This window comes from Acaryochloris sp. CCMEE 5410 (genome assembly GCF_000238775.2).
Lineage (GTDB): Bacteria > Cyanobacteriota > Cyanobacteriia > Thermosynechococcales > Thermosynechococcaceae > Acaryochloris.
In genome coordinates this window covers 2,620,106-2,634,928 of record NZ_AFEJ02000001.1, presented here as the reverse complement: position 1 = coordinate 2,634,928, position 14,823 = coordinate 2,620,106, and the positions used below count along the sequence as shown (strand labels likewise).

Here is a 14,823-nt window from a genome sequence, read left to right as displayed (position 1 = left end):
AGAACCAATCCTCTCTCTTTTGTGTCACTTACAAGCAACTGAGAAGCGTATATTAATGTCGAAGCTCAATATTGGCCGATGAAATTGATTTGAGGCTTATCGCTTCACTCTCTTCCCTGAACGAATTTAGCCTAGAGAAAAAGCATAAAAGAGAAATTTAGCGCTTGGCGTCAGCTTGATAGTAAACTTTTTCCCCATGATCAGGAACGTATCGGCAATCTCTCAAGGCAGTCCATAAACTCTTCCAAATGGGATCTGAAGACTTTCGATAGTACTCACCTAAGACCGGCTTGATTGCTTCTGTTGCCGTTAGTAAATGATAGTGAGGCATACCCAAGAAAATATGGTGGGCGACATGAGTGCCAATATTGTGATGAATGGGATTGATAAACCCATAGTCATGGTCGATGGTGGAGAGCGCACCTTTGAGAAAATACCAATTGTCATTGGGGTACCAAGGCACACTGGGTACGGTATGGTGCAACAAGGTGACGACGTCTAGCCAAACGATAAAGACAATATAGGGACCGAGATAATATTTGACTAAGAATAACCAGCCATTGGTGTAGGTGAGCGCTGCTAGAAAAGCGATCATGGCTCCCCATAGGACTGTACTGGTGATGACGTCCCATTTCTCGGAAGGCTTGAATAAAGGGCTACTAGGTAGGAAATGAGAGCCCTTGCGTCCAGGAGACCGTTTGAAGAGGTAGATGGGATAGGCCAATAGGGTCAAATAGTAACGGACGAATTTGACATCCTTCGGCATCTCTCGGTATTGCGTTTCCGTGGGAGGGTACCAACTTTCGTCCGTGTCGATATTGCCTGTATTGGCATGGTGGGTCCGGTGACTAATGCGCCAACCATGAAAAGGAACCAAAATTGGCGTATGGCTGAGATGCCCGATCAGATCGTTTAACCACTTGTATTTGGAAAAGGAGCGATGACCACAGTCATGGCCGACGACGAATAAGGCCCAAAACATGGTGCCTTGAGCTAACCAAAAGATGGGCCAAAACCATAGAGCATCAATTTGATAGGCAATGGCGTATAAACTAGCGATAATACCGATATCTAAAAAGAAATATGAGAGAGATCGCCAGGCTGAGGGCTCAAAGCAATGAGGGGGAATGGCTGCCCTTATATCTTGAAGGGTAAAAGGTAATTCTCTAGACCTAGAGACGTCAGGGCCTCTGGTTTCAATACCGGTAGAGTTTTGCACGAAAAAATACTGCTTCCTTACGCTGTAGTGACCGAGTCTCATTCTATCTCTTAACAAGTCGTAATCAAAGTCAAGCAATGACTCCGGTAAAAGTTTACAAAGTGAAATAGTATTGACTTCAGGACAGATTTTCCTGATATCTATCTGAGTTAACTCTTAGGGGGGTGATCGAGGTCAATCTATTTGGGGATTGAGACGACTAAGCTCTAGTGAGCCATATCTTATTGGCTCCGACTCTGCAGTATTGGATTCACTGATTACATTAAGCTTTGCTGAGCTAACGGTTTTCGACCCAATCCTCTGACGTTATTTCAGAACATATCTCCTGCCATGATTACTCATCAAACCCTCTGTAAGAAACATCATTCGTTGAAGCGCAACTGCTTAAAATTCTTGAGTGTGAGCAGTGTTCTTCTTATCCTTATCAGTGGATGCAGTTCGGATAGCTCTAAATCCAAATCGAAGGCCCAAACAGAGGATCCGGCAGCAGCAAGTTCTCCAGCGCCGCTCAACTCAACGCCGACAAAATTAAAGTTAACGGTCGCTTCTCCTGAGTCTTTGCGTGTTAAACAGGGGGATTTGATTGTTAAGGGGCAAATTTTGGTCGATCGGACTGCAGCCCGCCAAAATATTATGGCTCGTCGTCAGAAGGTGCAACAAGAAGTGGCGCTTTTAACGGCGACTGAACAGATTCCGACGGCTCCAACCAATACCAATGCCGCAGAGGTTCAGGTACAGCAAGCCCGAGAACGGGTTCGTTTAGCGGATGCTGCGATTCAAGATTATCTGTCTAAATCTCCTTACACTGATTTAGCTCGCCAAACCCTGCCTCTACCGACAGAGGAGAAACAGTTAGCACAGTTGCAGTTCGCCAAAACATCAGCCCAAGCCCAGTTAAAGCAGGCCATTGCCCAGCGTAATTCATTGCAAGCGTCTCAACAAGAGCGACAACAGGGGCAGGCGGTTGCGTCCAGTAAAAAGACTCAACTCCTTAATGAGCTGAAAACCATTGAGGCCCAACTCCAGTCGTTTCAGGATATTCTGTCTCCCCATGATGCGATTGTGCAAAAGGTCGACTGGCAAAAAAAGGGAAAGAACGGAACAACGGTCGAACTCGCCCTAGCCGTTCATTCCCTGTCGGATCCGATTCCATCCTTGCCGAATGGCACCAATAATCCTCTGCTATCGGTGCCGAGTCCTGCTCCTGCTAGCGGACAACCCTTTCCCAGTCTTCCTGCACCCCTAGCCCCCACTCCCCAACCACCAGGGCAGGTTCCGACTGCTGCTCAGTAACCGTGATGGAGTAGTTTAATCCGGTAACCATGGGCTGGATCGCTTGAGAACTATGGCGGTTTTAAATTGAGTATGTTAGGGTCAATGACTGGATCAATGGCGTGCTGTGAGGCAATGGTTCAGATTCTGAATATCTGACTGGCACTTTGACGCTGAAAATTGCAGATCAGTGTACCGCCAAACCCACAAGGTTGATTCGCGATTTCTCGATTAGCTCAGCGGGAGAGCACCGAGGGGCCATCTCGGGGGTCGTAGGTTCGAATCCTACATCGAGAAAACTGAAAGCTAGCTCAGTTGGTAGAGCATCAGACTCATAATCTGACGGTCACAGGTTCAAATCCTGTACTTTCCACCGCCCGGTTACGGGCACCTCGTTTGGGACGAGTTATTTCATCTGGTACGGGAGCAATCCCAAGGTGGTTCGAATCCGCTAAGACAGCACCCGGTTGTTGGTGTCGCGTTGAGTGGGTCACCTGGTGATCCACTCAACAATAGCCAAAGGCCAGCGCGATCGCAGTTGATGATCGGCTTGAGTAGGGTCCTTCGCGGGGCAAAGTCTGGGAGGAACGCCAGAATTTGCCCTAGCAAACGCCCTATCTGTTGGTAGTTGGACCTATATTTAACCTTCGGGTTGAGTTGCGGTTTCGCTCCACCTTAATCCAGTCGGTCACGGGCGATGGCCCGCACTGTAACTGTTGATGCCAGCAGCTAAGGGTGCCTTTAAAAGTGCAGATGGATCTGCACGAGAAGAAGAAGGAAATATCAATGTTTAAGTCTTTTTACATTAAGCCCCATGAGCGGGGCATGTTGTTCTATCGCAGCAAGTTTGAGATGTTTTTGCTGCCGGGTACCCATCGCCGTATGGGGTGGCATTGGCAGGTGAAGACCTTTGATTTAAATCAGCCCCAAGCCCAGATTGACCATTTGGAGCTGTTGTTACAAACCCATGCCCACAGCATGAATGAGTATTTTACGGTGGTGCGCACGGCTCATCATCAAGCTGCCTTAGTGCGGTTAGGGCAACAATGGTGCACGATTGGCCCCAACCAGCTGCAAGCGTTTTGGCGTGGCTTTATTGAGGTTGAAGTACACCTGTTTAATCTGGATGAAGGGATTGAATTGCCGTCCCAGTTTGTCCAGCGATTGCGAGATGTATCGCTACCGGATTTGAATCTGGTGTCAATCCCTGAATCCCAGCTAGGGATGCTCTATGAGCAGGATAATTTTGTGCGGCCTCTCGCGTCTGGAGAGTATGGGTTTTGGACCTGCGATCGCAAAGTCAGTATCACCCGCTATGATCGCACCCGTCCCGATCCAGATTTTACGTTTGTCGACGTACTGGTCGAACAGCATCCCGCTTTCGTCGCCAGTCACTGTGAATTCGTGCAGTTAGGCAATCCGGAGGTTGCCATTGTCCGCCATCAGGGCAAAGTAATCGAGATTTTGCCTCCCTGCAGTCGCAAGCTGTTCTGGCAAGGGGTGGCTGTTGAGGTGATTGACATCAGCGACGATGCCAAGCTCTCCCCCGCGTTGGTGGCTGAGCTGGTCGCTGGCTTGCCGGACGTGTTAGATCTGGCCTTGGACGCCTTACATATTTTGGAAGTCCCGGCCCAGCATTTGGGATTGCTGTATGAAGCCAGTGCCTTTATGGATACGCTGACGCCAGGTTGGCATGTCTGGTGGACGTTTGGCCGGGCTTGGAAAACGGAAATTGTGGATCTGCGTTTGCAGACCCTAGACGTCTCTGGGCAAGAGATTTTGTCCAAGGATAAGGTGTCTCTGCGCCTGAACCTAACGGCGGGCTATCGGATTACGGATCCGGTGCAGGCCAAGACGGGCTTAAGCAATATTGAAGACTACCTGTATAAAGAGCTGCAGTTTGCTTTACGCTCGGCAGTGGGGACCAAGTCTCTAGATCAACTCCTAGAAGATAAGGGGGCGGTTGATGCGAGCGTCTCTGATTATATCCGCGAGAAAACGGAGCAGTATGGGGTTTCCATTGCATCTGTCGGTGTCAAAGACATCATCCTGCCCGGTGAGATGAAGTCGATCCTCTGCCAGGTGGTGGAAGCGGAGAAATCTGCTCAAGCCAACGTGATTCGCCGTCGGGAAGAGACCGCTGCCACCCGCAGTATGCTCAACACCGCCAAAGTGATGGAGAGTAATCCCGTGGCCCTGCGCTTGAAAGAGCTGGAGGTGCTGGAACGGATTGCTGACAAAATCGAGCATATTCATGTCAATGGCGGTCTCGATAGTATCTTGACTGAGATGATCCGCATCAACGGAACGAGAGAGTAGAGCCGATGCCCGATCGGCTCCAGACTGCAAAGGCAAACGATGGAAGCTGTAATCTTGGTGGGCATTCAGGCCACGGGTAAATCGACGTTTTATCACCACCAGTTTGGGCGCACCCATGTGCGGATCAACCTGGATATGTTGAAAACACGACATCGTGAGCAACAGTTTTTGGATACCTGCCTATCCACCCACCAACGGTTTGTGGTGGATAACACGAATCCTACCCCTGGTGAGCGACAGCGGTATATCCAACCCGCTCAGCAACAGGGCTTTTCGATTACGGGGTATTACTTTGAATCGAAGCTGGCAGATGCGTTGATTCGGAATTGTGATCGCGCCCCCGACCAACGCATTCCAGACAAAGGGATCCGCGGGACAGCCTCTCGCCTGATCTTGCCTAACCTATGACGAGGGGTTTGACCAACTTTTTTACGTTCGTATTCTTCCTCATCAACAATTTTCAGTTGAGGATTGGCAATTATGAAATTTACTGAACTCGATAAAACCTTAAGGGTCTATGAAACCGCTTATGATCTATGCGTTCTGCCGGGGCTACAGATGGTCGCTCGGTTGGATGGACGGAATTTTACTCGGTTAACAAAAGAAACCCTCGATTTAGACGCTCCCTTTGATGCCACCTTTCGGGATGCCATGGTGGCCACAGTTCAGCATTTGATGACCTGTGGGTTTCGAGTTCTTTATGGCTATACCCAAAGCGATGAAATCTCTTTACTGCTGCACCCAGACGAGCAGACCTTTGCTCGTAAGCTACGCAAACTCAACTCCGTGCTTGCAGCGGAAGCCAGTGCGAAACTATCGTTGATCTTAGGCAGTATGGCCGTCTTTGACTGTCGAATCTCCCAACTGCCAACAGTGGATTTAGTGGTCGACTACTTCCGATGGCGACAAGAAGATGCCCACCGCAATGCCCTCAATGCCCATTGCTACTGGATGTTGCGTAAAGGGGGAGATTCAGCAGGCACTGCAACCCAGAAGTTAGAAGGGTTATCCGTTGGCGATAAAAATGAATTGTTGTTTCAACTGGGGCAGCTTAACTTTAATGACTTACCCCCCTGGCAAAAGCGAGGAGTGGGCTGCGTTTGGCAGTCGTATCCAACGACAGGAGTCAACCCCATTTCAGGAGAAGTGTCTCAAGGAACCCGAACAAAAATCAGTGTTGAGCTGAACCTCCCTATGAAAGAGCACTACAGGGAATTTGTCCTTAAGCGAATGACCTCTAGTCCTGAGGTAAAACCCTAAGCCAGGGCTTATGGGCTCGGCGGCGTTCTAAACTCATTTCTAAGCCATAGGCTTTAAATTCTTGTTCACTGTAATATTCGCGAAACCGAGCTAAAGGGACACGGGATCGACCATCTAGAGAGTGAACAATAGAAGTCGGAAGACGGACATCCCCGCCTAAATGAACAAAGGCTTCTTCCACCGTCATCCAGGGGCGTTTGGAATCGCTAACTTCTGTGGGAATGGCTTGTTCTAAACTGCTGAGTTTATCGGTTAGGCCCTTGACCATATTGCCAGGCTTGATATTCGAATTTTGCTTTGATTTCTGCAGTTTCTCCATCCATACTTGAAACAGAGAGCCGACATACTGGAAGATGCGCTTGAGGATTCGCCCACAGACTTGCAGAATACTGCCAACCCCAGCCCCTTCTTGACTAGATGGGTTGTTATGGGAAGCGATAGCCGCACTAGACCAGCCGCAATGAGCACAAACTTGACGACCGGATTTGAGAGGAGGGCCTAAGCGATTGGAACAACGGGGGCAGGTTTCCAGCATAGTCAAAGTCTCCTAAGACAGGGATGCATGAACGAAGATAACAAGTTAAGTCAAGCTCTCTAGTGCAGATGTAGGACCTAGATTATGGAGGATTTCTAACGGTAAGCCGTCGGCATCAGCGGCAAAGGCCACATGATACGTTTGGTTACCAATGGTTTGTGGCATGGGATAAAGCAGGACTTTTAAGGTAATTGAAACTGCTTTGAGTCGTTCTCGCCATTGTTCAAGCCAGGTCGATAAGGTTTGGTCTGCCGATAGGTCATCTGTGACATCTATCGATAAATGATAATAGCCTACGTAATGTTCGTCGCCAAAGGCATCGGCTGGTGGTTGAGGATCTGGGATTTGAATCAGTTCGAGTCTGCCAATCGGACCCTCCAGCCAACATCCCAGAGTATACCCAGTTGTAAATCGTTCGATAACGTCGAAGTCCAGAGTTTGATAGAACGTGATCGCCCGGTGGATATCTCCGGTCCGAATCGACATATGATGCCCCTTCATGGCGATACCCCGATACGCTGACCATCAGATATACCATAGCCTTATCATCGCTGAGCTATAGATTCAGAAGGCTTAATCAAATAGGCGAAAATGAGGAGAATTACTGGGAATGCCAGGTTCCTTATCGAGATCAAAGTTAATGACTTGCCAGCGGGGATCATCCTCAGAGTCTGGGCTAAATTCTACGGGTAGCCCATATAAGCGGGGACGCCCTGACGGGTTTTTTTCGGACCAAGGGGAATGTTCTAGATAGGTGTTGATTAAGATTCGATAGCGTTGGGCAATAATTACCTTGGTTGCACGATACCCTTCGGTATAGAGGCGATCTAGGGCTTCATGGATTTCAAAGCGAATCCCATCAGGATGGGTATGTTGGCGGTACCATTGCCCATCCCATAACCGCCAATGACGCCCTGATTGAAGGTGGACTAAATCTTCGGTCTTGGGGTCGGCTTCAAAGGCACCGTGACGTTGGCAAAGATAGGTATCGGTTAAGGTCAAAGCGGTCATCATTTGCCGGCAATGGGGACAGAGTGTTTCAGGCCCAAAAATTGGATAGTGCATGCTGACATGTGTCATGGAGTCAGAAAGAGCCGAAGAACTCTGGTTGCCGCTCAGGTGGCTTCATTATAACTGTGAATTGTTGAGCGTGGCTGTTCTGAATGGTCTGGAGGCTGTCTCTTTTCAGGGTAGGATCGAGGCGGTGTTTTAACCCGATAACCTTGGAATTTTCTAGTCCCCAATATTGGCCACCACCAGATTGTTCCTTAGCAGCATTTGTGGCAGATAATGCCACGGTGATCGGCAATATTCAAATTAATCGAGAGGCAAGCATTTGGTATGGTGCGGTGCTGCGGGGTGATGTAGAACGCATTGAAATTGGTGAATATACCAATATTCAGGATGGGGCCATTCTCCATGGTGATCCAGGACAGCCAACGGTTCTAGAAGATTATGTGACTGTTGGTCATCGAGCAGTGATTCATTCAGCTCATATTGAGCGAGGCACATTGATTGGCATTGGCGCCATTGTTCTCAATGGTGTGCATATTGGGGCTGGCAGCATTATTGGGGCTGGGGCAGTGGTTTCGAAGTCTGTTCCCCCTCGGTCCCTGTGGGTAGGGGTACCTGCCAAGCCTTTACGAGAGCTGAGTGAAGCAGAATCCGATGATTTGATAGACCATGCCCGCCACTATCAAAAATTGGCTTTAGTTCACGCCAATCGCGGGACTGATTTGGGTTTCAAAACTATTGAGCGCTAAGTCTAAGGGATTCCGATTAGAAAAATCTGACTAATTGTAGGACAATAAGTAAAAAGTGCTTTTAAAATAATTCTGAGAGGAGATTGAGCATGGATGTACGTTTATTAATTGTTTTAGCTCCTGTTGCTATTGCTGGTGGTTGGGCTTTGTTCAGAATCTTCCCCGCCGCTATCGAGCAATGGCAAGGCATGAACAAGTAACCGGGACGTAATTGTTCAAGGTACTCCTAACTTAGTAAACGAGTCAGAGGCTAGCGTCAGTTGGCCTCTGATTTGCGCTTTAAACGGTTCGGAGCACCAAAACTGAGCAGCCAAAGCTATTGGTTATCGGTCGATATGCTTAACGGATATTCCGCTTTAGAGCGTTCCTAGCATCTCAAATAAGGCAATAATTGTTGCGTTGTTTCTCCCGATAATTTTAAACGTCGTTGCAAATCCGCTATGTGTTGATAGGGACCGTGGGCAATGCGATCGCGGATAATGTTTCGTGCCAAACTCGGTATCATCTCGGGTATCGTCATCAGCTGTTCTACGGACGCCGCATTGAGGTTGAAAGCGGGGGCTAGGGCGATGCTCTCCTGGTCGTAGTAGCAAAACTGCATCACTGCTGCTAACGGCTGCATCCGCTGGACGGGCTGGGATAAGGCAGCAGCCACATCTTCAATGGCGTAAAATTGGACGCCGTTCTGGGTTAATTGCACGAGCTGTCGGGCCTGATGAATGGATAGGCCCGGCAGGCGCAGCCAATCATCGACACTGGCTTGATTCACATCAATTCTCACACCCAACTCAGCGGCTAAGGCAACTTCTGCTAGGGACTGGAACCGATAATAGGGGTCAGCCAGAATCTGATCCCGTAGCGGTCCTTGTTGTTGAGTCCACTGTACGAGGCGGTTGAGCATGGCGATTGAATAGGTGCACTAACCTAAGAGCTGTCGTCGCTGTTGCTCAAATTCGTAGTCGGTTACTAATCCTTCTTGGCGGAGGCTTTCGAGCTGGCGTAGTGACTCTGCGATCGCATTCATTTGTGCGGGTTCGAGGGTGGGTTGAGTGGGTTGAGGCCAAGCCGGATTAAACGCTTGGTGGAACCGATCATCCCCCTGAGTTAAATAAATCACAGCATCGCATAAGCTCGCTACTCGGGTGAGAGTGGCGATGGGTAACGTTGCCCAAAAAATACCTGGCAGCAAATACACGAGACCCCAACGAGTCTGGCCCAGATAAAGCTTATGCAGACCGGGTAGGAGTAGACCTGCAAGGGCTAGGACAATGGCAACGATACGATTCTTGGGTCTCGGTAAGGCAAGACCCGCTTGAGTCGAGTCAAGAGTCATCGGTCAAGAGAAAACACAACGGCTAGCTGAATGGATTAGTTCTAGCACATTGCTGGCGCTCCCGTGCAAGGAAAAAAGCGATCCAATTCTTCCGTCAATAGAACGGTGGCTGATCTTAGGGAGATAGGCGATGAGCGAGTTTCTCCATCCACCGGACTGTTTTTTGCCAAGTATGGCTGGGAGAAGGCTTAACCCTGTAGGGCTGTCGTCGCTGACACCCTTGCAAGTTCTCTAGCATCCGGTGCAGATTCTGATCTTGTGCCGCTAGCTGATGGGTGAGGCAATGGGATTGGCGTTGGCAAGTTTGACAAAGCATAGTAGACAATCACTCCTACTCAAGGAAGTCGCGATGGCCTAGAAAGGCTCAAACATCGCAATGGAGAACGCTTTTGAGGAGTGAAGGAAACAATAAAGGTTCATCAATTCTAGCCAAGACCCACCCAAATGGCAGGCTTACAATATTTCGTTTTATAAAGAAATATGAGATAGAGGCTGAATGGCCTATTCTGGAAGCGCCTATGCCCACCTAGCCGACTTATACCGGAGGAGGCAACATCCCTTACAGTGGAGACAGAACATTTCAGGTCAGAGTAGTGGTTGTTAAGCCCAATTGGTTACGAGTGAAAGCCCCGCAATGGGAGCGTGTGGGCAGTGTTAAAGATATTTTACGAGATCTACATCTGAATACGGTTTGTGAAGAAGCGTCCTGTCCCAATATTGGAGAGTGTTTTCACCACGGCACGGCTACTTTCTTAATTATGGGACCGGCCTGTACTCGAGCTTGTCCTTACTGTGATATCGATTTTGAGAAAAAGCCCGTAGCCCTTGACCCCACAGAGCCTCATCGCTTAGCAGAAGCCGTGCGTCGGATGGGGCTCAATCATGTGGTGATTACCTCGGTGAATCGCGATGATTTGCCTGATGGCGGAGCCTCACAGTTTGTTCGCTGTATAGAGCAGATCCGAATCCTGTCCCCCCAGACCACCATTGAAGTGTTGATTCCTGATTTATGTGGCAACTGGGAAGCCCTAGAGACCATCTTGCAAGCAGCGCCTGAAGTGATCAATCACAATACGGAAACCATACCGCGTCTGTATAAGCGGGTTCGCCCTCAAGGAGAGTATCAGCGGACGTTGGATTTGTTGATGCGATCGCGCCAGCTCGCCCCCTGGATTTACACAAAATCCGGCATTATGGTGGGCCTAGGCGAAACAGATGCTGAAGTGCGAGAGGTCATGGCTGATTTACGCCAAGTGGATTGCGATATTCTCACCATTGGTCAATATTTGCAGCCCACAACGAAACACCTAGGTGTGCAAGATTTCGTCCATCCCGATCAATTTGCCACCTGGCAAGCCCTCGGGGAAGAGATGGGCTTTTTGCAGATTGTGTCCTCCCCCCTCACTCGCAGTTCCTATCATGCCGAGCAAGTCCAAGCCTTAATGGCAAAATATCCTCGTGCTAAACCTGAACTATAGTGACACTCTAGAAAGTGTCACCTTCTGGTAAAGGCCAGGACCTATCCGTTTTTTATGCTGGGTGACAGAATTTCATACACTTTGTCTCCGCTAGCGAAGCTCAAAGCCCGTGTAATTTGAAGAGGTGTGCCTGCAAAAGGCATGCCTCTTTGATTTTTCTAACTAGACCCATAGGAAAATGACTAGAGGGTGGTATGAATGGGGAATCCTGTTTATGCTGAACGGAGAATCTGGGCCATGCTTTCCTTAGCCTTAGTGTTGATCGTAGGTTTAGGCAGTGTTGGGCTGTATTTAACAGCCTACGTCTATCCAGAAATTCACCGCAAAACCGATGTTTGGTGGAGCGGTACGGGACTTTTTTATGCCTTAATCCTGTTGATCTATCGCCGTCCTGTCGGCTTGTTGTTGGGCCATACGGCGAGTGTTGTCCTGCTGGTTTGGCTGAGCTACCAAGCCTTGCAGCGTCGATGGGCTATGGTAGAGGCGAATCCAGCACAGCCAGAACCAGGAACTTGGGGGGCTGACGCCCGAAAGATATCCGATCAGGCCATTGCCAAAATTACTAGCGTGAATTGGCAAGGATTATGGGAAAAGATGGGACAGCAAGCGGATGATGGAACGTCTGACAAGTCAATTTTGCCTCCGGCCATCAAACAGCGTCTAGACCTATCGGGCTTAGGTGAAAAACTGAAAGGCATGATGGGTGGCAAGCAGACTCCTGAGGTTGAGGCCCCCACGGAGACTGTTCAGCCTACTGCTGTCAGTACGCCTGTAGATGCACCTACCACAGAACCTCCTGCTAAACAAACCACTGAGCCAATATCAGACACCACAGTACAACCAGCGCCCATCACTGAAACAGCTCCCCCGATTGAAGAACCTACTGCTCAGGTGTCCGCGAGTGAAGAACCAGTCGTTGACGCAACACCTGTGATTGAAGCACCCACTACAGTGCAAATGCCAGCTACTCCTAGTTCTGATGTCTCTACGGACAGTTCAGTCCAAGCAGCCGGAGAGACTGAACCTGCGGTGCAGACAGAGGTTGTGGCAGAATCTCCAAAAGCTGTAGAGCCCAATACCGATAAAGCTGACTTAACGGCTGAATTGGATCAAGTCATTTCTGACCTCTCTCCAGATGGACAAGACGCGACTCCGAATTTGCCTCAACCTCCTGATCCGCTGGGATAATGTGGGCAATTTATCCAACTCCCCAATTGTGGTGCCATTACTAAACAGTGATTGAGTTGTAGATTTTGCTGATTGAGGCCAGCTTTGAGGCTGATGATATTTCCTGAAGACCCTAGCCGCGATGAGTTAATCAGATTTGTTCAACTGATTATCGACTCCAAGGGGACAGAGACAGAATTGGATCAGATGCTAGATTGGGTTGAAACCTATAGTCCTCACCCGAATGTGTCTGATCTGATTCTTCTACCCCGAGGATAGTGACAGTCTTACAGCCGAGAATATCGTTGACAAGATATTCCAATATAGACCTATCATCACTCCTTCCTGCTCTACAGAAGCACTGTAATTCTGTGACAGTATGAAATGAAGTAAAACAAGTGTGGCTTCAACATATTTTTGTTTGAGAATGCCGATAGCTTCAATAGCAATGGAGAAATCTATACTGTAATGGCCCTAGTCTTTAAGCCCAGAGATTTATTAGGAAGCGTAAGGGATCGATTGGGGGAGAATACCTGAGAATCTCTGTTGATCCATAAGCTGAATAATGCCATGATCGCTCAGCGCCAGAAGATATCGATGGCTCAGAAATCATAAGGTGCACGTTGTGATGTGCACGGTTAAATCTCAATAGATAACCCTGAAATGAAAAAGTTCTTAAAGCAATTTCTCTATATACTAGCAGACCAGAAAATTATGCTATTGGTTTTGCTGGCTGCTGTTTTGGGAAATGCTGTTATAGAAACCTTAGGTATTGGCCTAATTGGACCTTTTATTGCCTTTGCAAGCGATCCAGAACTAGTAGAAAAAACAATTGTAATTGGCCAAGTCTATGACTGGTTGAACTTTGAATCTAGGGAAAGATTTATTGCATTTTTGGCTTTATTTATCATCATTATTTTTTATGTAAAGTCTTTTCTGAATTTTGTTATTCGTCGCTATATTTTTAACTTTGTATATCAGTACCAAGGTAAGCTGCGGATTCGGTTGTTAAGTGCGTATATGCAAATGCCATATACGTTTCACTTGAAAAATAATTCTGCATTTATGATTCAGAGCATTATGAATCATACGGTTAGCTTTTGTAATGGCATCTTATTAGAGCTGCTGAACTCATTTGTTAGCCTAACGATTATTACCTTTCTGAGTATATTGCTGATTTATACGAGCCCTATCGCAACCATTGTGATTGGACTGATTCTATTTGTTGTTTTTGCGATTATTCTGCGATTAAAAAATACGCTTTCTCGTTGGGGTAAAACGATTGCCCAGTCTCAAGCTGAGATGATTCGAGTCGTTAACCATAGTCTAGGGTCTGTAAAAGAGACCAAAGTCATTGGGTGTGAGTCCTTCTTCTTAGATCAACTAGATACTCAAGCTCAGTTATATTCCACTTCTCTCAGCGATTTCATGTCCTTCAATCAAATCCCGCGCATTACGATTGAAGCCATGATTATGACCTTTATTCTAGGTTTTATTTCTGTTTCGATCTTAACGAATCAGGACTTCCAAGGGCTGATTTCGACATTGGGTATCTTTGCGGTTGTATCGATACGATTGATGCCTTTGGCAACACAACTCAGCAAAGGTTTGAGCGTTTTAAGAAGCTCAACATTTGTCTTGGAAAAACTGTATCACGACCTAAAAGAGCTAGAAAATCATCAGGCACTCATAGCGCCTTCTGCAGGTGTTGTGGCTCAGTTCAAACCAGCGAATGGTAGTTTGGAACCTTCTCATTTAGACTTTGAACAGGAGATTTTATTAGATAAAATCTCTTTCCAGTATGAAGGTGCTAAAAACCCGTCTCTTAATCAGATTCAACTTCGCATTAAGAAAGGAGAATCCATTGCTCTGATTGGTAAATCAGGTGCAGGAAAAACGACCCTAGTAGATGTGCTCTTAGGCCTGCTGACGCCGACAGGGGGAGATATAAAAGTTGATGATCAATCGGTTTACCAAGATTTAAGGGCTTGGCAGAATTTATTGGGTTATATTCCCCAATCTATCTTTCTGATTGATGACACCTTAGAGCGCAATATTGCCCTTGGAGTTCCCGATCACCTGATTGATGAGACTCGACTGAACCGTGCCATTGAATTAGCACAGCTATCTGAGCTCGTGAAGGAGCTACCCGATGGTGTGAATACGAATCTAGGAGAGCGTGGAGCCAATTTGTCTGGTGGTCAACGACAACGGGTTGGGATTGCCAGAGCTTTGTATCATGAGCGGGAAATTTTGGTGTTGGATGAAGCAACCTCTGCCCTTGATAATGAAACAGAGGCGCTGGTGTCAGAGGCGATTCGCTCTCTGAGTGATTCGAAGACGATGATTATCATTGCCCACCGTTTAACCACGGTGGAGCATTGTAATTGCATTCATCTGATGAAGAATGGTCAGATTATTCAATCTGGAACCTATGAAGAAGTGGTTTTGGCAGCCAATGAAGAATAATGGGCTGC

16 protein-coding genes and 2 tRNA genes are annotated in these 14,823 nt (G+C 47.8%); 11 read left to right on the top strand and 7 right to left on the bottom strand.

Annotated features, from left to right (window positions below):
- Positions 1–157 precede the first annotated feature (157 nt).
- Positions 158–1,219, bottom strand: coding sequence for a DUF3474 domain-containing protein (locus ON05_RS11955; RefSeq protein WP_010475800.1), 1,062 nt, complete (start codon positions 1,217–1,219; stop codon positions 158–160).
- A 330-nt stretch (positions 1,220–1,549) separates the two neighbouring features.
- On the opposite strand from ON05_RS11955, the gene ON05_RS11950 reads away from it, so the two are divergent.
- The 6 genes from ON05_RS11950 (at position 1,550) to ON05_RS11925 (ending at position 6,070) form a co-directional block, all read left to right on the top strand.
- A complete protein-coding gene (locus ON05_RS11950; RefSeq protein WP_010475801.1) occupies positions 1,550–2,512 on the top strand; it encodes a hypothetical protein in 963 nt (320 codons plus the stop codon).
- 204 nt (positions 2,513–2,716) lie between these two features.
- Positions 2,717–2,788: transfer RNA gene (locus ON05_RS11945), tRNA-Gly, on the top strand.
- 3 nt (positions 2,789–2,791) lie between these two features.
- Positions 2,792–2,864 (top strand) — tRNA-Ile (locus tag ON05_RS11940).
- 413 nt (positions 2,865–3,277) lie between these two features.
- On the top strand, positions 3,278–4,810 hold the full coding sequence (locus ON05_RS11935; protein ID WP_010475802.1) for a slipin family protein: 1,533 nt from the start codon (positions 3,278–3,280) through the stop codon (positions 4,808–4,810).
- Between the two features lie 39 nt (positions 4,811–4,849).
- On the top strand, positions 4,850–5,218 hold the full coding sequence (locus tag ON05_RS11930; RefSeq protein ID WP_010475803.1) for an AAA family ATPase: 369 nt from the start codon (positions 4,850–4,852) through the stop codon (positions 5,216–5,218).
- A 72-nt stretch (positions 5,219–5,290) separates the two neighbouring features.
- Positions 5,291–6,070, top strand: coding sequence for a tRNA(His) guanylyltransferase Thg1 family protein (locus ON05_RS11925; RefSeq protein ID WP_010475804.1), 780 nt, complete (start codon positions 5,291–5,293; stop codon positions 6,068–6,070).
- On the opposite strand, the gene ON05_RS11920 is transcribed toward ON05_RS11925, so the two are convergent.
- From ON05_RS11920 to ON05_RS11910, 3 genes are all read right to left on the bottom strand, one after another.
- Positions 6,048–6,605, bottom strand: coding sequence for a hypothetical protein (locus ON05_RS11920; protein WP_010475805.1), 558 nt, complete (start codon positions 6,603–6,605; stop codon positions 6,048–6,050). The genes ON05_RS11925 and ON05_RS11920 overlap by 23 nt on opposite strands.
- Positions 6,606–6,650: 45 nt before the next feature.
- Positions 6,651–7,091: a VOC family protein gene (locus tag ON05_RS11915; RefSeq protein ID WP_010475806.1), complete on the bottom strand. Its 441-nt coding sequence runs from the start codon at positions 7,089–7,091 to the stop codon at positions 6,651–6,653.
- An 87-nt stretch (positions 7,092–7,178) separates the two neighbouring features.
- Positions 7,179–7,685: a TIGR02652 family protein gene (locus tag ON05_RS11910; RefSeq protein WP_010475808.1), complete on the bottom strand. Its 507-nt coding sequence runs from the start codon at positions 7,683–7,685 to the stop codon at positions 7,179–7,181.
- A gap of 83 nt (positions 7,686–7,768) precedes the next feature.
- On the opposite strand from ON05_RS11910, the gene ON05_RS11905 reads away from it, so the two are divergent.
- Entirely contained in the window at positions 7,769–8,368 is a 600-nt protein-coding gene (locus tag ON05_RS11905; RefSeq protein ID WP_063825634.1) for a gamma carbonic anhydrase family protein, read from the top strand.
- 83 nt (positions 8,369–8,451) lie between these two features.
- The gene (locus ON05_RS11900) at positions 8,452–8,568 is read left to right on the top strand and encodes a photosystem II protein Y (protein ID WP_012164135.1); all 117 of its coding nucleotides are present in this window, start codon (positions 8,452–8,454) and stop codon (positions 8,566–8,568) included.
- A gap of 167 nt (positions 8,569–8,735) precedes the next feature.
- Here ON05_RS11900 and ON05_RS11895 read toward each other — a convergent pair whose 3' ends face one another.
- From ON05_RS11895 to ON05_RS11885, 3 genes are all read right to left on the bottom strand, one after another.
- Positions 8,736–9,269, bottom strand: a complete 534-nt coding sequence (locus ON05_RS11895; RefSeq protein ID WP_010475813.1) for a ComEA family DNA-binding protein — start codon at positions 9,267–9,269, stop codon at positions 8,736–8,738.
- 18 nt (positions 9,270–9,287) lie between these two features.
- Positions 9,288–9,701 (bottom strand): NINE protein, encoded by a 414-nt coding sequence (locus tag ON05_RS11890; RefSeq protein WP_010475815.1) that lies wholly within the window; start codon positions 9,699–9,701, stop codon positions 9,288–9,290.
- Between the two features lie 115 nt (positions 9,702–9,816).
- Positions 9,817–10,017, bottom strand: a complete 201-nt coding sequence (locus ON05_RS11885) for a hypothetical protein (protein ID WP_010475817.1) — start codon at positions 10,015–10,017, stop codon at positions 9,817–9,819.
- A gap of 277 nt (positions 10,018–10,294) precedes the next feature.
- On the opposite strand from ON05_RS11885, the gene lipA reads away from it, so the two are divergent.
- From lipA to ON05_RS11870, 3 genes are all read left to right on the top strand, one after another.
- Positions 10,295–11,179: a lipoyl synthase gene (lipA, locus tag ON05_RS11880; RefSeq protein ID WP_010475819.1), complete on the top strand. Its 885-nt coding sequence runs from the start codon at positions 10,295–10,297 to the stop codon at positions 11,177–11,179.
- 198 nt (positions 11,180–11,377) lie between these two features.
- Entirely contained in the window at positions 11,378–12,367 is a 990-nt protein-coding gene (locus ON05_RS11875) for a Ycf66 family protein (protein WP_010475821.1), read from the top strand.
- A 642-nt stretch (positions 12,368–13,009) separates the two neighbouring features.
- Positions 13,010–14,815: an ABC transporter ATP-binding protein gene (locus tag ON05_RS11870; RefSeq protein WP_010475825.1), complete on the top strand. Its 1,806-nt coding sequence runs from the start codon at positions 13,010–13,012 to the stop codon at positions 14,813–14,815.
- The last annotated feature ends 8 nt before the right edge of the window (positions 14,816–14,823 follow it).

Coding starts and splice junctions, on each gene's coding strand:
- ON05_RS11950 (WP_010475801.1), top strand. CDS start 1,550: ATGATTACTCATCAAACCCTCTGTAAGAAACATCATTCGTTGAAGCGC.
- ON05_RS11890 (WP_010475815.1), bottom strand. CDS start 9,701: ATGACTCTTGACTCGACTCAAGCGGGTCTTGCCTTACCGAGACCCAAG.
- ON05_RS11920 (WP_010475805.1), bottom strand. CDS start 6,605: ATGCTGGAAACCTGCCCCCGTTGTTCCAATCGCTTAGGCCCTCCTCTC.
- ON05_RS11895 (WP_010475813.1), bottom strand. CDS start 9,269: ATGCTCAACCGCCTCGTACAGTGGACTCAACAACAAGGACCGCTACGG.
- ON05_RS11915 (WP_010475806.1), bottom strand. CDS start 7,091: ATGTCGATTCGGACCGGAGATATCCACCGGGCGATCACGTTCTATCAA.
- ON05_RS11910 (WP_010475808.1), bottom strand. CDS start 7,685: ATGACACATGTCAGCATGCACTATCCAATTTTTGGGCCTGAAACACTC.
- ON05_RS11930 (WP_010475803.1), top strand. CDS start 4,850: ATGGAAGCTGTAATCTTGGTGGGCATTCAGGCCACGGGTAAATCGACG.
- ON05_RS11885 (WP_010475817.1), bottom strand. CDS start 10,017: ATGCTTTGTCAAACTTGCCAACGCCAATCCCATTGCCTCACCCATCAG.
- ON05_RS11875 (WP_010475821.1), top strand. CDS start 11,378: ATGGGGAATCCTGTTTATGCTGAACGGAGAATCTGGGCCATGCTTTCC.
- ON05_RS11935 (WP_010475802.1), top strand. CDS start 3,278: ATGTTTAAGTCTTTTTACATTAAGCCCCATGAGCGGGGCATGTTGTTC.
- ON05_RS11870 (WP_010475825.1), top strand. CDS start 13,010: ATGAAAAAGTTCTTAAAGCAATTTCTCTATATACTAGCAGACCAGAAA.
- ON05_RS11905 (WP_063825634.1), top strand. CDS start 7,769: ATGGTCTGGAGGCTGTCTCTTTTCAGGGTAGGATCGAGGCGGTGTTTT.
- ON05_RS11925 (WP_010475804.1), top strand. CDS start 5,291: ATGAAATTTACTGAACTCGATAAAACCTTAAGGGTCTATGAAACCGCT.